Below are 22,633 nucleotides of genomic sequence, written 5' to 3' on the forward strand. Positions count from 1 at the left end.
TTTCCTCCTGTTTACTTGCTAAATATATTATATGTCATTTTTTGATTACTGTCAAGGAAATTTTCAATTCAGACAAATTGTACTCGTAAATGATGGAGATATCCCGATTCACCTTTTCAGCGGTGCTGCTGCACCCATACTTGCCCACAATTTATTCCCTTCTGACTTTGGCAATGTCGGAGAACTGCGAAAAAACGCCTACGGCAGTATAAGCATTTCTGTCCCCCTATATACTTTTCCTATAAGAGGGCAAAGGCTGCGGTGTAAACGCACCGCAGCCTTACCGAATAAAGTTTGTCCATACATGCTCTTCATATTTTGGTTTTGGTATACCGGCTTTTTTCCCGGCTTCAATACATTTGAGCAGCCACGCCATGTTTTTTGCCAATGTTCTCAAAGTCTGCATCCCCTCAAGGTCCTGTTTTACCTCATCGGGCGTATTGCCGTGGATCTGGTTCCAATATTGTGATGACACGACATGCATGCTGCTTATCGTAAAATAATGGTTCATCTGGTCAAAAGCCGCGCTTGCACCGCCCCTGCGGCAGCTGACGACCGCGGCGGCGAGCTTGTTTTCGAATCCCTTTCCGGCATAGAAAACCCTATCCATAACCGACTTGACTTGACCCGATATTCCGGCGTAATATACAGGTGTACCGACAATTAAAGCATCTGCGGCTTTCAACTTTTCAATAATTTCATTTACGATATCATCTGAAAACACACATTTGCCCATCCTCCGGCAGCCACCGCACGCTGTGCACCCGCGAATCGGTTTTTTGCCGATTTGCATAATCTCGCAATCAATGCCTTCCTTTTCGAGTTCCTTTTTTATTTCACAAAGGCCGGTATAAGTACAACCTTTTTCGTTAGGGCTCCCGTTAATAGCCAAAACCTTCATATTGCTCACTTCCCCTTTTTATATTGCATTATAATCAATTATGGTTTAAAATTTATTGAAACGCCTATAAGAAATATAGCTAACTTGATACATAAAAGCAAGCCCTGGACATGCCAAAACGGCCAAAGAATATGCCAGTTTATAATTTAAAAAACGGCTACTGCATATATTTGAAAGGCTATTGAAATGATGTCTGCCGGCACAATGGCCCATTTCGAGGTTTAACCCATGCCGTTACCTGCTCGAAAATGTTAATTGTAGCTTGGATATACTTTCTGCCTTCCGGCAACTCTTTTCACCTGCGAAAATATATGACTTATTAACGAAACAAAAAGGAGGAAATTTATGAACAGAGAAGATTTACTAAAGATTCCAAAGCTGGGATTTGGGTTAATGCGTCTTCCCCAAAAAAATGGTGAAATTGATATCAATAGGGTAAACACTATGGTTGACGCCTATATGAAAAACGGATTTACCTACTTTGACACCGCTTATGTTTATCAGGGCTCAGAAGTCGCTCTCAGAAAGTCACTTGTCGAGCGGTATCCGAGGGACAGTTTTTTTGTCGCCGACAAGATGCCTGGATGGGTGCTGAACTCAAAAGAAGACCTGCAAAAGGTATTTGACGAACAGCGTAAACGCACCGGGCTTGATTATTTCGATTTTTATCTGCTTCACAGCATTGAAAAGAGCAATTTGGACAAGTATAACAAGTACGACTGCTGGGAATGGGGACTGAAGATGAAAAAAAAAGGGCTCATACGCAACTTCGGTTTTTCATTCCACGACACGCCTGAATTGCTCGACCAGCTTCTGACAGAACACCCGGAAGTCGATTTCGTACAGCTTCAGATTAACTACATTGACTGGGACAGTAATACTGTTCATTCAGGGAAATGCTATGAAGTCGCAAGACGTCATAATAAGCCCATAATCATAATGGAGCCAGTAAAAGGCGGAAATCTCGCCTCATTGCGCCCAGAAATCGAGAAAAAAATGAAGGCTGTAACCCCGGATAAATCAATTGCTTCGTGGGCTATGCGCTTCTGCGCAACACTCGACGGAGTAATGGTTGTGTTGAGCGGCATGTCAACCGAAGAACAGATGAACGACAATATCAACACTATAAAAAACCTTGTTCCTTTCTCTGACGCGGAAAAAGCCTGCCTTAAAGAAGTAATTGATGATATTCTCAATACTCCTACTGTCGGCTGCACCGGATGTCGCTACTGTGTTGACGGCTGCCCAAATCAAATTAAAATACCCGATATCATAAAGACATATAACTCATATCTTACTTATGGAGACCATGAGCAATATCACTCTGCCTACAAAGAAGCTGCCGGAGACGGACACCGGGCAGGAGACTGCATTTCGTGCGGCCAATGCGAGAGTATCTGTCCACAGCATCTCGAGATCACTGATATTCTAAAGAAAGCGTCAAAGGTATTTGACTGATATTTTGAGTGAAGATATAAGAAGAGCCAGCGTTTAATAAACGCTGGCTCTTTTGCAGTTCGCATCTATTGATTCTGTATATCAACTCATTATAGCAATTTACGACGGTAAAAACCAATGATACGTTTTACTGCAACAAAAGTCTTGGCTGGCTGTGAAAGATGTTTGGTCGTTAAAAATATATATGGACCCAGCTTTCCTACCCATGAAGCTGACCACCAGTGGATGGAGTAAGTGTTATCAGTAATGCATTCCGGCTTAAACTCGGATTGATATGGATATGGATAAAAATATTCCGGTGGATAAATTTTCACTGATCCGGCAAGGTTATCCTCTTTAAGTACCTTACTGAAGATCGCTGGGATAGTACAATCGCGGTCCGACCAAATATCCTTATCATAAAAATCAAGCATTCGTTTTATTACCGGATGATGCGGTTCACAGCCAAGAATCCCGCAGCTAACATGGCCCTCAGAATTCTCCTGTCCGGCGAAAGCAATATTCCCAAGGAAAGTGTCGAGGCTTTTTAGTATCTGCATATCTGTATCCAGGTAAATGCCACCGTGTTCATATAAAATCCTCAAACGAATATAATCGGACATATAGGCCCAGATATGTCGTTTTCGACATTCCGCAAAAAAGCGGTTTTCCCGGGCAAAACGGTCGAGATCAAGATTGCTCTCATTCCACTCGATCAACTCATAATTAGGAAGCTTCTCTTTCCAGGAGAGTATACACATATTAACAAGCGGCGGTTTCGGTGCACCACCAAACCATATATAATGTACCGTCTTCGGTATCAAAAAAGTACCTCCTTATAAATTTTGTAAATAATCAATATTCAAGCCAAGGTCTCAAACACTTGTGTAAAATATGTCGTGTTTGCTTATAACCCGGAATCTTCTGTAAAGCTAAAACCAAGACATCTATCAGGCGGCTGCGGTATAGAGAGCCCCCGAAGAGCAGCACAGAGAAAAACATAAGTGTTATATTTATATAACAATAATAGATATAATTTTCAGTAAAACCTGCTATCGCGAAAGTCATAATCAGCAGCATATATTCCGGCTTACGCCGTGATTTATATATCAACAGCGTATGTACGTTAGCAAACACATATAAAAGAAGAGTTAACCAGCCAAAGTTGATAAGCAGCCGGCTATATCCAAAGTCCAGATAATAGTGAAAAGTGGTGCGTGTCAAATCTGGGATATAGGTTCCAAACATTGATACATGATAATGGAGCAGATAGTATTGAGCCTGCATTGCCCTTCCCATGAGCAAACCATTGATATACTCCATCAGAGGCGAGCTCTTTTGATAGAATATGGTCAAGAACAGTTGAAATACCACTATAAATACAAAAAGAGGAACACTGAGCCGCATTGTCCATTTCCTAAAACGCGGCAAGGCATACAACGTTGCGATGGCGATCATGCAGAATACTGTTAGCAAACCCGTGCGGGAGCGTGTGAGAATATACAGTCCAATATTCAGGACACCGATACAAATCAGCGATGGAAACAGATTTTTGCGGAATACAAAGTAAATAAACAATCCTGCCGCTATCATAAAAACTGCATGAAGCATATTCGGATGCTCAAATCCGAGCCCGTATCGGTGGATCCAAACGTACGAGCGCATTATCTTGAAATCTTTGTAGCCAATAAGGCCGGTAAGCGAACAAACAATTATCACAAGGGACGTTGGGACAATCGTGCACAGTGTGACTCGGAGAATTTTCGACGGCGGAACCTTCTTCGCTGCGATCAAAGTCAGAACAAAAAGCATTATAGCATTATCGTGCGAACGTATATAAACTATAATTGAAAAAACGACAAGTGCAACCATAACCGGTATTTCGCGCGGGCGGTATTTGGTCAACATAATTTTTACTATAAAAAGAGCTATAGATGTATAAGTTAGTATTTTGAGCGGTTCCACATTCATCGCGGATATACCCAGTATTGCACGCAAAACTCCAATTGCAAATGCAATTAGGAAAATCTTCTCCGGCAGCCTTTTTTTCCGACTGTGAACTACTGAGCTCTTGTTCGATCGCGAACTTCGGGGAACACGAAGCTTGGCAGCTGTCTGAACCTTTTCCGATTCCATTAACCTTATAAACCTCCTCCGTTGACACGCTTGCTCAGTTTGCAGTATCCGTTTTTGCTTAACCTAAACAAAATTACCTTGGTCCTTGTTTTAAAAGTAGAGGCATTCTTAAATAACTGAATTCCATCAAGCGCGTGCCTCCATTTTTCAGAGGTATTCATATTGAAATGGCTGTAAGCGTGCAACATAGCACGAACTATATCATCCAGTAGCAGATCCCGCAGACGTGATTTAGGAAGGTCGCGGTAGATACTCAACTTTTCCTTATAGATACGTAAACTGTCAGTAATATTTCGGTCCAAGTTTTTAGTCTGCGTTATTGAACCTTCACGAATAATATATCGGTAAAAATCAATATTGCAGTATGCAATGCGTTTTGCTGCTAAAACCGCACGTGGTGTCCATTCCTCGTCTTCGTGCAGAAGGTTTTTGACAAACCATAGCTCGTTCTCACGCAGAAAGGCGGTACGATAGAGATTCATCCAGGATGGCCGCCAAAAGATTCCGTTGGAGAGTTCAGTAACCAAAAAATCAGCAGGACTGTAGACTTTATTTTCCTCCAAAGCGCTACTGCGCCTAATTGGCTGCTCCACATCTTCCCTTACAGCTACGGCGTTACCTACTACAATATCAGCCTTAGTTTTTTCGGCAACTGCAAGAAATCTCTCACAGGACTCAGGCAGAATATAATCGTCAGAATCAACAAAGAGGACATACTTTCCTCTCGCCACCTTAAGGCCGGCGTTACGCGCATCGGAAAGTCCGCCGTTTTCCTTGTGAATGACGCACACTTTTTCCGGATACCGTTCAGCATATTCGTCACAGAGTTCACCGCAGCGGTCCGGCGAACCGTCGTCTACCAGAACAATCTCGATTTCATTAAAAGTTTGCGCAAGCAGGCTTTCAACACACCTTGCAAGATATTTTTCAACTTTATATACCGGTACGATTATTGATACAAGCTGGTTCATAAGATATCTCCTTCGATGCAAATCGTGTTGAGCAAAAAGGTCATCTTCTGCAAGGGAACTTGTTATATAGGAGCGTTACCACCTTTTTTGCTTCTTTTCGATACTGTAAAATAATCAAAATCAGAAATACACACTGAATGGGAATTGCCTTCCACCCAAAGACTGCTATAATCATCTGCAGGAATAATAGCACATAGCATAATAAATCGCGCTTCCAACGAATTTTCATATGAATATATTTGAAGAGTATGATATGCCGTATTAATAGTGTAACTCCATACCCTATCAACGTCGCAATTGCAGCACCATATGCACCCCAAAATGGAATCAATACAAAATTGCAAGCAATATTAGCGGCAGCTCCAGCAACCGTTGAAATCGCCAAAGTTTTTGTATCCTTTACGGCAGTAAAAATGCTGCCGATAAACAATGCCATTGCGTTGCAAACAACTGATATGAGTAGTGGAGGGACATATTCCCATGCAATGAAGAAGTCATTTGAATACAGGATCTTGGCAAGCGGAATATTTATAACCATAACGAATGAACAGAGCGCAACCATTGCAAAATTCATTAAGGTATACATATTTCCTATAAATCCATCCGAATCATTTTTGTCGAATTCTTTTACTGCGGAAATGGACCATGCCTGCGCAAAAATTCCCTGAAATGTCGTCAAAATCGTAGGTATCTTATAAGCAACGGCGTATACTCCGCTTACCGATACTCCCTTCATCCAAGACAAAAAATAGCGGTCCGACGCATTATTTACCCACCAGGCAAGTACGCTGAAAATTAGCGGAATACTAAAGGCACGCATAGCATAGCCTACTTCTGCTGGAACAGAGAGACGAACATATCGATATAGGCGTGCCCTAATGAACATGTATGCTAACGATACTCCGCTGCCTAATGTATTTGCAATTAGGTAGCCAGTAAGCCCCCATTTTAAAACCGTCAAAAAGAATATATTTGATAAAAGCATAATGACGGAATTCAAAATGCTGCCTACAGTGATTGATTTTACTTGATCAATGCCCCGACAAAAGAGTGAAACCACATTATTTGCAGCTGTTATAAAATAAGTGATGACGACAAAGAATAAGTATTCGTTGGTCAGCCCCTTTATCGGTAAAAACGAAAGAACAAAAGCTCCTATAGTAACTATTATGGTACCTTTTATAACGATTTGGGCACCAATTGAAAATACATCCTCTTTATTATAATTCTCATCCAATGCAAAACGCATAACTGCGTCTTGAATGTCTAAGGTAAAAATCGGAATCAGCAAACATACTGTGGTATTAATCAAATCGGATATGCCATATTCGGCGGTAGTAAGATATGATGTATACAGAGGTATCAAAAAGAACGCAAGCAGCTTTGGGACAAACCCACTAAGAGAAAACAAAAAAATATTTTTTGACAGATAGCGATACTTATCTTTCATTTACTCTACCCAACTTAAGAACTTGCTTAACTTTCGTTTTTAACTTTTGTATTTTTTCTAATTGGTCATATCCTTTACAGTATTTCTTACGAATTTCATGGAGTGCCAAATCTTTATCTTTTATATCCCGCAATAACGCCTCATAAATAAGAGGTTTAGGCAGGTTGTAAGGAAATTGTACGCTCCAGTATTCCTCAATATGGTGAGGCTCAATATATGCGCATTCTCCAGCACTCAAGTCTGCCAACACGCTTTCACCAAGTTCAGTATTGGCAATTACCATGGAAACACCAGTATTGTCATTGACAAAACGGGGTCCCCAGTAATCACCTATACGGATATCGGCCGAGGATTTTTCACGGTATGGGCATTCATAGCAAGTTTCCATATTACATAGTGAACGGCGAAATATAGCATAGAAATCATCCTGTGTTTCCGACTTTTCATAAGTATGTTTTGAATCCCATACCTTTAATGTAAGTGGCTTCCATTTCCTTTCTTTGAATCGGAAACTTACATTTGAATGTGGCATAATGTGAAAATCAGACTCAATAGCACTAAGATGCTTTTCCCATAACAACTGTGAAGGAACGCCATGACAAATTAAGTCCACTAATATGGCATTCTCACGTCGGTTATGTTTTCTCAGCAATTTATCCAGACCCGCAGCTTGGCACGGGGTTCCAAAGAATATAATTTTATTTGTCTTAGGCAACGCCATTATTTGGCTCAGTGCTGCAGCGGAGTCGCTTTGGAGATACTTTGACCCCTGCAGTTCTGCCAACTTCTCCGGCTGTTCCGGAGAAATCAGTATATGTTCTGCGCATTCAGTCTCCGTATTGTATCTGACACCGCAAACCCAGTATCCCTTTTTGCTGAAATGCAAGGAAAGCTCATAAGCTGCGCCGCCAGAAGAAGATTTCTTCAGCACTTCAGGATGAACTGATTTAAACGAATAAAGATTTTTTGCGTTTCTAAGATTTGGCGCCGTTACATGAACAAATGGGCAAACCGACCGGCACATTCCGCAATCTGTGCACAATTCTTGATAAATTTGATAATGTGCAAACCCGGTTGCATTTCTCTTAACTGTGATCGCTTTATGGGGGCATACTGCTGCACAGGTTCCACATCCGCAGCAAAGAGACGTAATTGTCGTTTGTTGAGTATTCCTCTTTGCCGTATGTTCTCCCGTTGCTTCATCTAAAGCCGATTTCAAATACTGAATTGATTTTTCGCGCTCAGCAGTCAATATCTTATTTGCTTTGCTAAAATCACATGAAAGCAGTTCTTGCTTTTCAGGTTTTATTCTATAATTCTTAAGTCTTGAAGTAAGACCTAGTATCTGCAGAAGACTGTCAATCCGAGAATTTTGGTTTCTTGGGTCATCATCTTGAAATCGCTTTAACACCGAAAACGGAATATTGTAGTTTATAGCGAACGCCATGCCATGGAATGAGTCTGTGCATACATATTTTGCATTTCGAATAAGGGAAACAAATTCTTTAGGTCCAACTTCAAAAGGTACAGCAGCGACCTGCTCTTTTTGCTTCAAGTAAACAGGTATTACCCAGAATGGCATTTCAAGTTCCTTGGAAATGCTCTTAACATATTGCTTATACCTTTGAAAGTCACCAAGAAAATAACAGATTATATAATCGCCCTTTATCTTATCCCCGATAGCGGCGCTATCAGAAATATAGCTTGTCCACTCTTGTGCGCTTATAAGTAGTGTAGGGTCCAGAACAACCTGGGCACGTCTGCCGCACAGTTCTTCAATAAGTTCTGCGCCTTGCTTTTCTCTTACTGAAAGATGTTGAAAGCGCGAAATCAGCCTACTTATTTGCTGACGTACTGTTTTATTCTGAATATCCGTCGTCCCGAAACTGGGTGCATAGGATATCATTTTTTCCTGATTAGCTACAAATGATAAAAAATATTTATCATCGAAGCAAAAGGGCGACCAAATTTGATCGCTCCCGCAAACAAATGCATCTAAACTATCGTTCAATTCATAAAGTTCCGGAAATGTAAGGCAAGGGTCTGTTTCAGATATCGTTTCAGCCAAATATTCAGCATATAATCGGCTGCGCTCATTTGAGCGATAAGGAAATAATGACTTCCATTTTATTTTTCTGCATGCTTTATTCCAGATATAATGAAGATTAATAGCTTCTTCTGATATACTTGAATCGCCTTTTGGCGAATACTGAATCATCAGTGGCTCGTAACCGAGGTTGCTGATTACTTTGCACAATGAGCCCGCCTGCAAAGCTGTACCATAATTTTCATATTGGTACCATGTCATGATTCCGATTTTTTTCATTACGTATTCCTCACAGAATTGATAACACTATACTACAAATAACCGCAGGTGATAAGGTAGATCCCTATTATCCATAAAATAAACTTTCAATATCACCGATTCTATTTCGCAGGTTGAACCTGCCACAAATCAGGATGGGCTACTGTTCCTCTTATTCCAAAGATATTTAATAGTCAATCCTGGCAGGATCGATTATGTTAACCTATAGTATATCAAAGTTTATATTATACATCAAGGATTTCTATTTGCCTGCAAATGGTTACTTACGTAATGTCTCATACATGGATTTGATCTTTGCAGTATGATTATCGATTGAGATGTCAAAGTCATTGTTTAAAACCCAGTCGATTACACTGTTATATATGCTTACATCAAATAACGGTTCTAATGTTTGAGCAAGCGATTCAGCGGAACCGGACTTAAAGACTAACTTTACTCCGCAGCCGTCCAGCAGCATTTGAGAACCGACGGTATCCGAAGAAATTGCGGGAACCCCGCTGGCCAGAGACTCCGGCACTATAAATCCGTATGTTTCATAACATACACTTGGGACTATTGTCAAATCAAGACTTTCATATATACCTTCTAAATCACCATACTCATACTTGCCGCAGTTATGAATTCTTATATCGTTTTCAAGCCCGCTGTAATCCGCCCCGTAAAGGTATAACTCCCAGTTTTTTTTGTTGTTGGCGTCAAGTATCTTGAGAGCCTCAAGGAGTGTATTTATGCCTTTATACGGTGCTAATCCGCCCATATAACCAATACGCAGCGTCTGCAATTCTTTCTTGTGATGATCTTTGCGGATACTGGGTACATGATTGTGAGCTATAGGCAGTATTTTATAATTTGCTTCAGGAAGGAATTTTGAATAGACATTATAAGAAACTTCACTGTTGCAATGAATAAGATCCATGAGCTTTATAATGCTCATATTATAATCAATAAGGCTCTCATAATCTTCAACAGTAGATGTAGGCTCAGCATCTTTTACATTTTCAATCTTTGACCGACAGCGCTTCCGAATAATTTCAAACAACCTGCTGTATTTTAATCTAATATAAAGATGAGACTGCATTAATTTCTCTTCTACCGCCGAAAGTCCCTGACCTGCGTTGCAGATACGGCATTCATATCCGTCTGGGCTGCTGCATATACTGTTGTCCTTTTTTAGCAAATTGCATTTTATGCAAAAAGGATAATAATCATGAGTGGTGAATACCATAGGTATGCCCAGATTTTTAGCAGCTTCAAAAAATTCTTTATGAATGCCCATAAAACAGTGAACATGTATTATGTCAAAATGGTTTGATGTCAAAAACTTTTCGTAACAATCTGAATTACATTTGGCTATATACCTGCGCGGTTCATTTATTCCAAATACAAGCGCTAATGGCAGCGGATTGATGATTGCAAAAATTCTATATTTTGAGTGCTTTTGCCTTACAATTCTTGTCTTGCCTAAACTGAAATTAGCTGGATATAAAAGGGAGACATTGTCTCCTTGAGCAACCTGTTGTTCCATTAAATCGACGCAGTAATTCGTCATGCCTCCAACACGGAACGGGGGTAAACCTTGCGATATGTGTAAAATATTAATAAGGCATGCACATCCTTAATCAGAAGTTTTATTTCCAGAAATAAAAAGGGACTCATATCCCCCAACGATCTTGTCCCAGCTATAGCAGTCATTGATTCTTTTGCGGGCAAGGGTGCCTAATCTGTCCCTCTCATCGCGGGACAGCCCGTCCGCTTTCTCAATCAGTCTGGCAAGACAGCCTTCCTCCTTGGTCCAATACAGCGCGCCGTCTTCCCCAACTTCCCTGTTAAACCCGACATCCAGCAGCAAATTCAGGTCTGTGCTGCCGAGAGCCTCCAAAAGGCTGGGGTTCGTGCCGCCGACTTCATGACCATGCAGGTAACCGTAGGCATTTTCCCTTATCTTCTTGAGCAGTTCCTGATCATATACTGTGCCGACGAATTTGATTCTCGGGTCACTATCAAAATTAGTCAAATCTTTCAGCTTACCATAATACTTGTTGCCTTCAAAGCCCGTAATAATTACAAGGTCTTTTTCGGTTTTTGACTTCATGTATTCGCGTATCATGGTCTCATAATTGTTTTCAGGAACGAACCTGCCCACAATCAGATAATACTGCCCCTTTGAAATGCCGAATTTTTCATACCAATTCTGCAGCTTGGGGTCATTCTCCGGAAGTGCTGATTTTTTCGTTTCTGAGCCATACGATAAATACATCGTATTTGGATTAAACCTTGCGTACGTCTGTTTTATATATTTTTCTATATTTTTACTGTCACATATAAGCAAATCCGCATGCTTTACCATTAATCTTTCGGAGAACTTCCAATAGCGCTTTATCAACGCATTCCATTTTGCCCTTTTCCACTCGTGACCGTCCGGGTTGACATACAACCGACATGAACTCTTCGCCAGCCTCCGCTTATACCTGCCTATAAAAGGCCCAATGCGGCAGGCCAGAACATATACCACTGCGCCTTTAATCTGATTTTTCTCTATATACTTACAGCAATAGTCAATTGCCTTAATATCGTAATATACCGCTTTGGCAGGACCGATATTCGGTACTTTTATCCTAAAGCATTGCGCATTGTTGTAGACGAAATCTTCGTTACGGTCTGACATACATGCTACATGATAGCATATTCTTTCGTCTTTTCTTAATGCTGTCAGCTTTTCTGTGAAAGTCTCAAAACCTCCGTATTGTGCCGGTATGCCTTTGCTTCCAATTATAAATATATGTTTTGATGTTGATTCTGGATTCATTAATAAGCGCCCCGTCCAATTAACACTGCTGGAATAGTTTTTAAAATGATTTTAATATCAGTCCACACGCTGCTTTCCCTAATATATTTGCAGTCGAGTTCGACCCATTCATCAAAGGATATATCGCTCCGGCCGCTGATCTGCCAATAACAGGTCAAGCCAGGTTTAACGCTCAACCGTTGCATTTGATACGGCGTATACTGCGCCACCTCGTTAGGCAGCGGCGGGCGAGGCCCCACTATTGACATATCGCCTTTTATTATATTAATAAGCTGAGGAAGCTCGTCGATGCTTCTTTTCCTTATAATACGCCCTACTCTGGTCACTCTCGGGTCATTGGCAATCTTGAAAACAGGACCGTCTTTTTCGTTGAGATCCTTAAGCTTGTCCAATTGCTTGTCTGCATCAACACACATGCTCCGGAATTTATACATCTTAAATAGTTTTCCGTCTTTTCCAACTCTCAGTTGAGAATAAAAAACTTCACCCTCTGAGTCCAGCTTTATGGCTATTGCAGTTATCAAAAAGAGCGGAGAAAGTACAACCAGAGCCAAAACCGAAAGAACAACATCAAAAAATCTTTTTACGGCCCTGTATATGTAACGTTTATTAACTTTTTCATAAATATTCCCTGCGACAACGTCGGTTTTTGAAATATATGTATCTTGACTTGTGTATTGATCGATAACGTCCATCGCGGTTTTTCCTCTCTGAACTGTATTTTGCTAAATCAACGTAAGTAATATAATATACTTTTTACAAAATCAAGCACTAATCTACGGCAAATTATAATAAGTTGTACAGCGACACATAACTTATTTTATTATATCGTTTTCCATGAGATATTTCAACAAAATTTTATTATGCCAAATATAACATCGATTCAATTTGGGTAACGCATCTGCGTGATTTCATCGGCAGATTGTATCCCTTTTTCGACCACTAAATAGCTGACATCTGTCAAATAATCTGCTAAACTATAGTAAAAGGGGCGCATCATATGAGTGATAAACTAAGGAATCTTATTAACTCCATAGGCGCCTTATCCGAGTTCCTTGGAGTCATGAGAACTGAACTTGAGAAAAACGGGTTTACCAGAGAAGAATCCGTATATCTTGTCGGCATTGTACTGGAAACCATGCTGAAAAACATAAAAGGAAGCAGCTAATTTAGTATCAGCCGCCAAGCTGGCGGTGGTACGAATCTACGGTCCCTGAATAATCAGATACAAATAATCTTCAAATAAAGCAAAAGGTGTAAGAATTGCGAAATTTATCAATTATTATCAGCAATTTTATCAAAACAACCTTTCGATCATTAAAATACCGGGACTTCAGGCTGTTTTGGTTCGGTCAGTGTATTTCGCTGACAGGCACCTGGCTTCAGCGCACAGCGCAGGTCTGGCTCGTCTACACTTTGACCGAATCCCCGCTGATGGTCGGCATTATCGGCGTATGTCAGTTTATGCCGTTGATGCTCTTTTCATTGTTTGCAGGTGTAATTGTCGACCGTTTTCCAAAGAAGAAAATCCTTCTTTTTACCCAGATTGTCTTTATGCTTCAGGCCGGCCTTATGACGGTTTTAACGTTTACGGGTGCCATCCGTGTGGAGCATGTCCTTGTTTTGAGTGTTATTTACGGGCTTAACCAAACGCTTGATACGCCCGCACGTCAGTCATTCTTTATACACTTGGTGGGCAGGGAAAATGTTACGAACGCCATTTCGCTCAACTCAACAATCTTCAACCTTGCCCGAATCGTAGGACCTGCACTCTCAGGTTTTTTGATGGTCAAATTCAGCATGGTATTCTGCTTCTTTATGAATACCGTCAGCTTCATACCCGTTATTGCCGGAATTGCAATGATAAAATCCGGAGGCGAAGTGCCGCATCACGTCACTGGCCACGTTTTATCACAGGTAGCCGGCGGATTGCGCTATGTCTTTAAAAACGACACCTTAATTTTAAATATGCTTGCGATGGCAGTTTTCTGCACATTCGCCATGAACAATGACGTAATCATTCCGGTTTTTGCCCGCGAAGTCCTCGGGCGCGGCGCTGAAGGCTATACTGGCCTTTTGAGCGCTTCCGGCATCGGTGCATTTATCGGCGCCATCGTACTCGCCTATATAAGCCGCCACGGAATGAATAAAAAAATGCTGCTATTCGCTGGAACGCTTTCGGCGATAATACAAGTATTAATGTATTTTTCACGTCAGTATCTCCTAAGCGCTTTGCTGCTTGCAGCAATAGGGTTCATAAACATTGCATTTCTCAATACTGCCAACTCTATATTTCAACTGAACTCATCAGATGAATATCGGGGCAGGGTCATGAGCGTCTATGCATTTTTAAATCAGGGTTCAACGCCAATCGGCAACTTTTTCGCCGGTACGGCGATGGAACACCTCGGCGGCGAATACGGGTATATATCCTGCGGCGGCGTTACGCTTCTGGCGCTCGCAATAATTTTTGTCCTTCGGCGCAAAACCGTTAAGAGCTGGTTGGCTGAATAATACCACTTTGTAACTTCTGTAATTAAATTTTAACACTAAGCGCTGTAATTTTCAATACTTGGTAGAAACTATATCTTCTGTTATAACTTTCTGCTGTTCGGGATGACTTTTCCGGGCAGCAGTTTTTTATGTCTTGCACTGTGATGATAATAAAACTGTTTAGTAGGGCCAGATTATTATTACAAATCCTTTACTTTCCATTAACGCAATGTTCACAGTTATCGCCTAATATTGTTACATAAGCTCCCGTATCAACATAACTTACGGGAAAATGTGCGTCAAAACAGCCACATAATAATCCCCGCTCTCGCGCTTTTATAAGGCAGGCGGAATTACTGTTAACCGAGGGGTACTGATAATGAAAAATGTATATAAAACTGCGGCCCGTTTTTTTAAACGCCGCTGGCATATCATCGCGCTTGTTTTGATATCGGTTCTTTCCTTTGGGCTAAACTTTTTTGCGATTTCCAAAAACGGCGTTGGAAATACCTATTACGCGGCCGCGATAAAAAGCATGACCCAGAGCTTTAAGAACTTCTTTTTTGTTTCATTTGACCCTGCAGGCATGGTATCTGTCGACAAGCCCCCGCTCGGATTGTGGATTCAAGCGCTGTTTGTGCTTATTTTCGGCTACCACGGCTGGGCGATGATGCTTCCGCAGGCCATTGCGGGTACTGGTTCCTGCCTGCTTATATATTTCCTGACAAAGAAGTATTTCGGGCGCGCAGCCGGCCTTTTGTCCGCCCTTATATTTGCGGTGACGCCTGCCGTTGTTGTAGTATCCCGAAACAACACAATGGACATGCAGTTGATTTTCTTCCTGCTCGTCGCAGTATGGTTCTTCTTCAAATCCATTGAAAAATCAAAATGGCGTTACCTTTTTATCGCGGCGGTGTTTGTAGGGCTCGCTTTTAATATAAAAATGCTTCAGGCTTATACCATACTGCCCGCGTTCGCAATTGTGTATCTGATTTTTTCAAAGCAAAAATTCCTAAAAAGGCTCCTTGCGGGACTGATTGCGACTGCCATTATGGCGGCAGTTTCATTCGCTTGGGCGATAGTTGTAGACCTATATCCTTCTTCGTCCCGCCCTTATGTGGACAGTTCAACAAACAACACCGTCCTTAATCTAATTATCGGCCATAACGGCCTTGAACGGATCTATGGACAGGGAGCAGGTATGGGCGGCGGCATATTCAGAGACGGCGCAGGTCGGAACGATGGCGGAACACTGCCTATAATGCCAGGCCAGCGTCAATACGGCGGCCGCACTCCGCCCGCCATACCCTGGAAAGGTCAATATGACGGCAATACCCCGCCCGCTCAAGACGAGGATAACGGCAGTGCTCAAGACAACAAGTCTGCCCAACGACAAGGCAACAACAACTTTAGGCCCGCTCCCGGACAAAATAAAGGCCATGCGGGTACGGCAGATTCAAACGGCGCCGGCAGCACACGGGATGCCGGTGATAATGCGAACGGGCCCCGCCAGCAATTTGACGGCGGTTTTACCAGAAACAGGCCCGACGGTAGCGGAAAGGTCATGGGCGATAACGGCAGAAATGGCGGAAACAACGGCAACGATATAGGTACTGCTTCTATAATACGCCTTTGGAACAGCAGCCTTTACGGTCAAGCCTCATGGCTTCTGATTTTCTCGCTGTTCGGTTTGGCTGCCTTTATCAGCAAGTCCAGCCTTAAAAAGCCTACATTAAAACTTGTCGTTTTGACACTATGGTATATCTGGCTCGTGACCATGTTCGTATTTTTCAGCTTCGCGGGATTTTATCATCAGTATTACCTCTGTATGCTGGCTCCGCAGATTGCGGTTCTTTCGGGCGCAGGGTTTGTCGGGATGTTCAGGTACTTCAAATACCGAAAGGGCATAAAACAAATTTTGCTCCCTGTGTCACTCGCCGCCACCCTCGCGGTTGAACTCTACCACGTTTGGAGCTATTCGGCCTTGAGGGCTTGGCTTATACCCATTATGGCTGTAAGCGGCACTGCTGCCCTTATTCTGATGGCCATCTACCTGCTCAAGCCAAGAAGGCCAATGCAAGCACTCATATCTATCTTTACAATGGTATCACTGCTTGCGGCGCCCGTTTACTGGTCGCTTACGCCGGTTATGTACGTTCCAAACGCCACAATGCCCTACGCCGGCCCGGAGCTTGCTTTCCGAGGCGGTATGGGAGGCGGAGCGGTGCAGAACAACACGGAAAATCCCCAGTCAAGCCTTGAAAAATACCTTGTCAAAAACTATAAACCGGGCAGCTATCTTGTAGTTGCGCAAAGGGCTTCCGACGTCGCGCAGCTAATAATTGATACGGGGCTGCCGGCGGTCGCTTACGGCGGCTTTCTGGGCTCAGATAACTCATTGTCGGTCTCTAAACTCAAACAGCTTGTGGCGGAAGGCAAAGTCACATACTTCTTGGTCTCAAGATTTGGCGGCGGACGTGGTAATTCGGAGCTTATCTCCTATGTCGAGCAAAACGCCGTCAAGGTCGACGCTTCAGAATACGGTGGCACTTCAGGCTTTGGCATAGGCTCGGAACTTTACTGCTTTAAAACTACAGGCAAATGATATGCGGCTCAAAAAAGCGCAGGGATAAGTACAAGTGCGTACCTGCCCTGCGCTTCCTTTATAAAAAGGTACTGCAAGTCCCCTTGCAGTACCTTTTACCGATTATTTCTAAGTGACTATATCAGTTCTTTTACTTTTATATAATTCTTGATAAATACTTTACATAGTCTTAATCAAATGTTCATAATCATAGATTATTATATATACATACTTTTTCATAGATCCTCCTCTTAATATATATTCCCCAGCTGCTGCTGGGGAATTTTTTTGCCTAATTTTCTTCTATTGCCGTCGGCGTAGTCTCATGGGTTTTGGGCAAAAACAATACAAACACAGGCACAACGGCATTGATGAGTTTTTCGGTGTCCTCGGTGATTTCGATTCCGCTCGCCATGAGGGCTTTCTTTACCATGTCAATGCAGTCGGCCTGCCGGGTATCATCGACGTTCTCACCAGTCAAAAGCGCGTCCTTATACGTTTTTTCCGCTGCACAGACCGCCCCGTTTGCATATTTAAGCACAGTGTCGACTACTTCTCCTGCGATACCGGGAAGCAGCGGCTTTAGGACATCGGCAATAGGCTGAACGATATTAAGCCCCATATCTATAGCCGAAAGCAGCCCCCCTGTATTTACTTTTTTCTTACTTAAAAATTTTGCCAGCCCGTAGACAACCGCTATCGCGGCAAGGGCTGCACCGATAATTGCGATTTCTTTGATATCCATGCTCATTTCCATTCCCCCGTCAGTTTATCTTTAATTTTTGTCCGACATAAATAATGTACGGCGGCTTAATGCCATTGAGGGCGGCAAGCTTTTGATAAGTCGTATTGTATTTGGCGGCTATTTTACTCAAGCAGTCGCCCTTCTTAACCGTATAGGTCTTGCCCTCCGCCGCGGGCAGCTTTAGAACCTGTCCGACTCTTATAATGTACGGCGCGCGTATCCCGTTGAGGGCCGCTATATCCTGCCACCTGCACCCCATCTGGGCGCCAATCTTTGATAAGCAATCGCCCTTTTTGACTGTATATACCCGCTCCTTTGCTTTTTCCGCCTTGTTCTCTTGGGACAAGTTATCATATTGGGTCAAGTTGTACTGTTCAATCAGTTTTATAAGTTTCTGCGCATAGGTCGGGCTCGTGGCGTAGCCGTCGCTCTGGATTTTTTGGCAGGCGAGCTTGTAATTTTTCTCGCCGATAAGGTTTTTATAGCGCGCATTGGTTACTAAAAACTTTGCGTGGTCAGCTATGCTTTCGTCCCATGAGCCATAGACTCTGAACGCCGCCTTTACTTTAACGGCTCGCCCGTTTACATATTCAGTTGTTGTGAGAATCTGCGTTTTGCCTTTCCATCCGTTTGCCTTGATACCGAAAAGGTTGTTGCCCGGCGCATGTTCGCCCCATCCGCTTTCAAGAATCGCCTGGGCAATCGTCAGCGACGCCAAAATGCCGTAATTCTTCATGCTCTCCTGCGCGCCGCCCTTGACCTTTCCGATAAATTCTGACTGTTTCATTCGACATCCCTTCTTTTTGCTTTTGTTTAATTCGCAAGCCTTTGTTCAATGCCGTCAAGCCTTTTGTGCGCCTGTTTTGAACTCTCCTCGACCCGGGTAACACGCTCGGTCAAATTGTTGATGATTCTGTTCGTATCCTTCTGTTCAAGCAGCACGTCGTCAATGCGCCGCTTTATATACTCTGTGTTGCTTTTAAGTGCGCCCTCGCTCTCATAGTCTTTTTTAATCCCTCTTCTGCAGCCAATCCACCCAAAGATTATGCCGCAAATTGCCGCAGCCGCAGTTATTATTAAATCTATATCCATATCCTCCACTCCCAGAACATTTTCATCATTATTAATACAGCGGGCAAATCCAAAAGCAGACGGCTTCATACAGAAAATTGCCTTTTAAACCGCCTGCCGGGTCATTATTTTGGCGTAAAAGCGCTTGACCCCTGCTTTATTGTTTATAAGACAAAAATCATCAGCACACCCCGCAAGATATATCAGGGATTCCAAATACGCCGGACATAGTTATAAAAAAACATATTTTTACTGCGCCGTCTGACAACTTTTTTTTGCTCCCCGTTTTATAATGTTCATCACCGATACCTTGCACACATCAAATATTTAACGGATGTAAAAAATAAAAGGGAGTTTAACGGAGGCGGCAGCAATATGCCAAAAACTAATATTTTAACCGGTAATTTATCATCAATTCTCGGCCGCAGTGAAGAAAAAAACACTGCACAAACCATATTTCGGGCATTATTCTATTTTGCAGCGGGTATTTTGTCATCACGCGCCCAAATGCTGAACAACTGCGCACCTTTTGGAATAGCGGCGATAGCGGCGGCGGAACCTGGCAGCAGCCTATTTGTTCTTGTAGGGGCTATAATAGGATACATACTGCCTAACGGGGCGGAATATCCGTTGAGATATATCGCAGCAGCGGTGGCTGTTTTCTTGTTCAAGTGGGTACTGGCTGGATTTGAATCGCTGAATTCCCATCCGGCAATCCCCCCTGCCCTTGCGACCCTTGCTTCAGCAATCACCGGCATTGCCGTTGTTGCGGCGGGCGGCGGCATGCCATACGATATCCTTATTTTCATAACCGAAACCCTTATATGCGGCTGCGCCGCATTCTTTTTCGCTAAGTCTTTCAAATATCTAAGCCAGCCGTCTGCCCTTTGGGGGCTGACACAGCACGAGCTTATCAGTGTGACGATAAGCCTCTGCGTATTTTTGCTTTCCCTTGAGCGTATCCAGTTTTCGGGCGTATCTGTCGGCAGGGCAGCGGCAATCTTTGTGATTCTCTGCGCCGCGCGCTACGGCCGGGAAACCGGCGGCGCAGTGATGGGGATTACCGCCGGCATGGTGATGAGCTTAAGCGGCGGCCCTATGTCCGGCATTACCACCAGTTACGGCTTTGGGGGGCTTATCGCCGGCATATTCGCTCAACTGGGAAGGTTCTGGTGCGCTGCGGCTTTCATTCTTGCGGACGCAATAGCGCTCATAACGCTTTCCCCGAGTTTAACAGAGGTTATAACAATGGCTTATGAGGTCGCCGCCGCGTCACTTATCTTTCTAATACTGCCGGAGAAACTCCTCTGCCGCACCTCCGGCCTGTTTGTCCCGCTTCACAGTCAAAGTGAGCACAAGATTCTGCACGACATAAACAAACGGCTCACCTCAGCGGCAGAAGTGCTCGAAGAGATTTCGGAAATGGTCACTGCGATACATACAAAATTAAGCAAAAACGATTCATCCGACATATCGGTTGTTTTCGACGGCGCCGCCGACTTGGTCTGCAAGAACTGCGGCATGCAGGTTTACTGCTGGGGAACCGTCTATAACGACACGATGAACGCGCTGAACGATATCACCGACACCCTCAAAAAGAACAGGGCGATATTGCGTGAAGATATGCCAAAGCATTTCACTGCCCGGTGCTGCAAGCTCACCGACTTCACCGGTGCTGTCAACAGGTGTTTTGCCGAATACTCGGCCCGCCTCGCGGCAGACTTTAAAATTGAGCAGCTCCGGCGGCTTATCGCCCCCGGCTTTTATAACGCCGCCGCGCTTATGCGCAATATCGCGTCCGATTTCTCATCGGTCAAAAAACTGGCCGACGGCGGGGAACGCGTCCGAGCCGCCCTTGCCTCCTGCGGTCTGAACACTGCCGCGTCGCAAGTTTATGTGGACATGCACGGCAGAATGTCCATTGAGGCAGAAATCGAGGGGAAGAGCCGCCGGGTGAGCCGAGAAGAGGTGTTGCGCGCCCTCGCTTCGGCCTGCGGCAGGAAAATGGAAGGGCCGCGAATAATTGAAACAAATAACGGCATAACCCGGATCGCCTTTTCACAAAAGCCCCGCTTCAGCGTAAAGTTCGGGGAAGCCGCAATCCAGAAAACCGGCGAAACGCTCTGCGGGGATGCCTGCGATTCATTTGTGGACGAGCAAGGCAGAGCAATGCTTATCTTGAGTGACGGCATGGGCTGCGGCGGCCGGGCGGCAATCGACAGCAACCTGACTGTAAGGCTCATGTCCCGCCTGCTGCGCTGCGGGTTCGGTTTTGATGAGGCCGCCAGGATTGCTTCGCTGGCGCTTCTTGCAGAATCAGGCGATGAGACTTTTTCCACCATCGACATCGCTTGTATTGACCTTTATGACGGCACCGCAATCTTTTTAAAAGCGGGAGCGTCACCGACTTATGTAAGGCGCTGTGGCAGGGTCGAGCGCATTGAGCCAAGCTCAATGCCTATCGGTATCCTGCCCGAAGCAAAGCTGGCAAAGACAAGCGTCAGGCTGCGGCAGGGCGATGTGGTGGTTGTCGTCTCCGACGGGGTCATAGCAGATGGCGACTCGTTTATAATCCGCGAGATTGAGAAATTCGACGGCGAGCCCAGAAGCTTCGCGCGGTTTTTAGCAAAAAAGGCAAAGGAACAGCGCAGCGACGGTCACGACGACGACATCACCGTCATGGTCGCAACAGTGTCTTAAGAACAACAAAAAACGGCATGGGAATCAACTGATTCTCATGCCGTTTTTGCATTTCTAACTGGTTTTTTCGATTTTTCAGCAACTTGCGGTATGTTGCTTTTATCAATTCAGTGTGTCCTCAAACCCAAAACTTGCGCTGAGGAAACGGCTGTTACAGCCTACGGTTTTGCCGGCATAACAAGGCTTTTGTTGTGGTTATATTTTAAACTTTTATTTGAGGGCTTTATTAAACGCTCAAAGGGCAGCTCTGATACACCTATCTTACAAATCAGTTTGAAAACATCGCCCTGAGTTCACCGAGTGCCTTTTTTTCAATGCGCGAGACATAAGAGCGTGATATCTTGAGCTTTTCTGCCACTTCTCTCTGTGTCTTGGGGGTATACCCGTTAATGCCGTACCTCATTTCAATAATAAGGCGTTCTCTTTCGCCCAACGCCGACTTTATATATTTATGCAGCTTTTCCGACTTCATTTTAAAATCAACATCGTCAAGGACGGTGTCATCACAGCTCACCACATCCATCAGCGTAAGCTGATTGCCGTCCTTATCGGTATCTATCGGGTCGCTTATGTAAACATCCTGGGCCGATTTCTTCTGATTGCGGAAATACATCAATATTTCGTTTTCAATGCAGCGCGCTGCATAAGTGGCAAGTCTGGTTCCTTTGTTGCTGTCAAAGGTGGATACTGCTTTTATAAGTCCTATCGTGCCGATAGAGATTAAATCATCCTGGTCGCGGGCGTTTGAGTAATACTTTTTGATAATATGGGCGACAAGGCGCAGATTGTGTTCAATCAGTATATTCCTTGCCTGTTCATCGCCTTTTTTCAGCAGTTCAAGATACTTTTTTTCCTCCGCAGCTGTCAAGGGTCTGGGGAATGAGCCGGAATTCGTTACATGGAGTATAAAAAATAAGAGGTTCACCGCAGTGACACCAATTGATGAAAATAGCATGCAGGCACCTCCGCCGCGGCAAAAATTTAAGCGGACATACATCCGCTTTATGTTTTGC

At 43.7% G+C, this 22,633-nt stretch carries 18 protein-coding genes; 5 read left to right on the forward strand and 13 right to left on the reverse strand.

The genetic code is table 11. The features are described from left to right. Positions 1-280: 280 nt before the first annotated feature. Entirely contained in the window at positions 281-901 is a 621-nt protein-coding gene (locus tag V6C21_RS01045; RefSeq protein ID WP_034841970.1) for a flavodoxin family protein, read from the reverse strand. Between the two features lie 345 nt (positions 902-1,246). Between V6C21_RS01045 and V6C21_RS01050 the strand changes: the two genes are divergently transcribed. Beyond that, positions 1,247-2,359: an aldo/keto reductase gene (locus tag V6C21_RS01050; protein ID WP_479268115.1), complete on the forward strand. Its 1,113-nt coding sequence runs from the start codon at positions 1,247-1,249 to the stop codon at positions 2,357-2,359. 89 nt (positions 2,360-2,448) lie between these two features. Here V6C21_RS01050 and V6C21_RS01055 read toward each other — a convergent pair whose 3' ends face one another. From V6C21_RS01055 to V6C21_RS01090, 8 genes are all read right to left on the reverse strand, one after another. Next, the gene (locus V6C21_RS01055; protein WP_034841977.1) at positions 2,449-3,162 is read right to left on the reverse strand and encodes a glycosyltransferase; all 714 of its coding nucleotides are present in this window, start codon (positions 3,160-3,162) and stop codon (positions 2,449-2,451) included. A gap of 31 nt (positions 3,163-3,193) precedes the next feature. Continuing rightward, positions 3,194-4,474 (reverse strand): O-antigen ligase family protein, encoded by a 1,281-nt coding sequence (locus V6C21_RS01060; RefSeq protein WP_034841980.1) that lies wholly within the window; start codon positions 4,472-4,474, stop codon positions 3,194-3,196. A 5-nt stretch (positions 4,475-4,479) separates the two neighbouring features. Then, positions 4,480-5,445 carry a glycosyltransferase gene (locus tag V6C21_RS01065; RefSeq protein ID WP_479268116.1) on the reverse strand — a complete coding sequence of 322 codons (966 nt, stop codon included), beginning with the start codon at positions 5,443-5,445 and terminating at the stop codon, positions 4,480-4,482. Positions 5,446-5,485: 40 nt separating this feature from the next. Beyond that, the gene (locus V6C21_RS01070; RefSeq protein ID WP_034841983.1) at positions 5,486-6,895 is read right to left on the reverse strand and encodes an oligosaccharide flippase family protein; all 1,410 of its coding nucleotides are present in this window, start codon (positions 6,893-6,895) and stop codon (positions 5,486-5,488) included. After that, positions 6,885-9,221, reverse strand: a complete 2,337-nt coding sequence (locus tag V6C21_RS01075) for a polysaccharide pyruvyl transferase family protein (protein ID WP_479268117.1) — start codon at positions 9,219-9,221, stop codon at positions 6,885-6,887. Before V6C21_RS01075 ends, V6C21_RS01070 begins: the two co-directional genes overlap by 11 nt. 259 nt (positions 9,222-9,480) lie before the next feature. Then, positions 9,481-10,770: a glycosyltransferase gene (locus V6C21_RS01080; RefSeq protein ID WP_479268118.1), complete on the reverse strand. Its 1,290-nt coding sequence runs from the start codon at positions 10,768-10,770 to the stop codon at positions 9,481-9,483. Positions 10,771-10,836: 66 nt separating this feature from the next. After that, positions 10,837-12,027, reverse strand: a complete 1,191-nt coding sequence (gene cps2T / locus V6C21_RS01085) for a beta 1-4 rhamnosyltransferase Cps2T (protein ID WP_479268119.1) — start codon at positions 12,025-12,027, stop codon at positions 10,837-10,839. Next, entirely contained in the window at positions 12,027-12,722 is a 696-nt protein-coding gene (locus V6C21_RS01090; RefSeq protein ID WP_479268120.1) for an exopolysaccharide biosynthesis polyprenyl glycosylphosphotransferase, read from the reverse strand. The genes cps2T and V6C21_RS01090 overlap by 1 nt, the downstream gene beginning before the upstream one ends. 305 nt (positions 12,723-13,027) lie before the next feature. Here V6C21_RS01090 and V6C21_RS01095 point away from each other — a divergent pair, with 305 nt between their 5' ends. The 3 genes from V6C21_RS01095 to V6C21_RS01105 all read left to right on the forward strand — a co-directional run bounded on the left by V6C21_RS01095 (position 13,028) and on the right by V6C21_RS01105 (position 17,125). Next, a complete protein-coding gene (locus V6C21_RS01095) occupies positions 13,028-13,195 on the forward strand; it encodes a hypothetical protein (protein ID WP_479268121.1) in 168 nt (55 codons plus the stop codon). Between the two features lie 95 nt (positions 13,196-13,290). Continuing rightward, a complete protein-coding gene (locus tag V6C21_RS01100; protein ID WP_479268122.1) occupies positions 13,291-14,541 on the forward strand; it encodes an MFS transporter in 1,251 nt (416 codons plus the stop codon). Positions 14,542-14,899: 358 nt separating this feature from the next. Next, complete coding sequence (locus tag V6C21_RS01105) at positions 14,900-17,125, forward strand: ArnT family glycosyltransferase (RefSeq protein ID WP_479268123.1); 2,226 nt, start codon at positions 14,900-14,902, stop codon at positions 17,123-17,125. A gap of 271 nt (positions 17,126-17,396) precedes the next feature. On the opposite strand, the gene V6C21_RS01110 is transcribed toward V6C21_RS01105, so the two are convergent. From V6C21_RS01110 to V6C21_RS01120, 3 genes are read right to left on the reverse strand one after another with little or no spacing between them, the layout of a single operon-like run. Further along, a complete protein-coding gene (locus tag V6C21_RS01110; protein WP_034844225.1) occupies positions 17,397-17,855 on the reverse strand; it encodes a hypothetical protein in 459 nt (152 codons plus the stop codon). A 13-nt stretch (positions 17,856-17,868) separates the two neighbouring features. Continuing rightward, on the reverse strand, positions 17,869-18,636 hold the full coding sequence (locus V6C21_RS01115) for a glucosaminidase domain-containing protein (protein ID WP_051492623.1): 768 nt from the start codon (positions 18,634-18,636) through the stop codon (positions 17,869-17,871). 26 nt (positions 18,637-18,662) lie between these two features. Next, positions 18,663-19,010 carry a hypothetical protein gene (locus V6C21_RS01120; protein WP_479268124.1) on the reverse strand — a complete coding sequence of 116 codons (348 nt, stop codon included), beginning with the start codon at positions 19,008-19,010 and terminating at the stop codon, positions 18,663-18,665. Positions 19,011-19,295: 285 nt separating this feature from the next. Here V6C21_RS01120 and V6C21_RS01125 point away from each other — a divergent pair, with 285 nt between their 5' ends. Then, positions 19,296-21,620: a SpoIIE family protein phosphatase gene (locus V6C21_RS01125; protein ID WP_034844223.1), complete on the forward strand. Its 2,325-nt coding sequence runs from the start codon at positions 19,296-19,298 to the stop codon at positions 21,618-21,620. A gap of 268 nt (positions 21,621-21,888) precedes the next feature. Here the strand turns inward: V6C21_RS01125 and sigK are convergent, their stop codons facing one another. Continuing rightward, positions 21,889-22,575: an RNA polymerase sporulation sigma factor SigK gene (gene sigK, locus V6C21_RS01130; RefSeq protein WP_034844222.1), complete on the reverse strand. Its 687-nt coding sequence runs from the start codon at positions 22,573-22,575 to the stop codon at positions 21,889-21,891. Positions 22,576-22,633: the final 58 nt, after the last annotated feature.

It is taken from the genome of [Clostridium] cellulosi (genome assembly GCF_036762875.1).
GTDB classification, from domain to species: Bacteria; Bacillota; Clostridia; order Oscillospirales; family Ethanoligenentaceae; genus Ruminiclostridium_D; species Ruminiclostridium_D cellulosi.

Coding starts and splice junctions, on each gene's coding strand:
- V6C21_RS01045 (WP_034841970.1), bottom strand. CDS start 901: ATGAAGGTTTTGGCTATTAACGGGAGCCCTAACGAAAAAGGTTGTACT.
- V6C21_RS01050 (WP_479268115.1), top strand. CDS start 1,247: ATGAACAGAGAAGATTTACTAAAGATTCCAAAGCTGGGATTTGGGTTA.
- V6C21_RS01060 (WP_034841980.1), bottom strand. CDS start 4,474: ATGGAATCGGAAAAGGTTCAGACAGCTGCCAAGCTTCGTGTTCCCCGA.
- V6C21_RS01065 (WP_479268116.1), bottom strand. CDS start 5,445: ATGAACCAGCTTGTATCAATAATCGTACCGGTATATAAAGTTGAAAAA.
- V6C21_RS01070 (WP_034841983.1), bottom strand. CDS start 6,895: ATGAAAGATAAGTATCGCTATCTGTCAAAAAATATTTTTTTGTTTTCT.
- V6C21_RS01075 (WP_479268117.1), bottom strand. CDS start 9,221: ATGAAAAAAATCGGAATCATGACATGGTACCAATATGAAAATTATGGT.
- V6C21_RS01080 (WP_479268118.1), bottom strand. CDS start 10,770: ATGACGAATTACTGCGTCGATTTAATGGAACAACAGGTTGCTCAAGGA.
- cps2T (WP_479268119.1), bottom strand. CDS start 12,027: ATGAATCCAGAATCAACATCAAAACATATATTTATAATTGGAAGCAAA.
- V6C21_RS01090 (WP_479268120.1), bottom strand. CDS start 12,722: ATGGACGTTATCGATCAATACACAAGTCAAGATACATATATTTCAAAA.
- V6C21_RS01095 (WP_479268121.1), top strand. CDS start 13,028: ATGAGTGATAAACTAAGGAATCTTATTAACTCCATAGGCGCCTTATCC.
- V6C21_RS01105 (WP_479268123.1), top strand. CDS start 14,900: ATGAAAAATGTATATAAAACTGCGGCCCGTTTTTTTAAACGCCGCTGG.
- V6C21_RS01110 (WP_034844225.1), bottom strand. CDS start 17,855: ATGAGCATGGATATCAAAGAAATCGCAATTATCGGTGCAGCCCTTGCC.
- V6C21_RS01115 (WP_051492623.1), bottom strand. CDS start 18,636: ATGAAACAGTCAGAATTTATCGGAAAGGTCAAGGGCGGCGCGCAGGAG.
- V6C21_RS01120 (WP_479268124.1), bottom strand. CDS start 19,010: ATGAAGCCGTCTGCTTTTGGATTTGCCCGCTGTATTAATAATGATGAA.
- V6C21_RS01125 (WP_034844223.1), top strand. CDS start 19,296: ATGCCAAAAACTAATATTTTAACCGGTAATTTATCATCAATTCTCGGC.
- sigK (WP_034844222.1), bottom strand. CDS start 22,575: ATGCTATTTTCATCAATTGGTGTCACTGCGGTGAACCTCTTATTTTTT.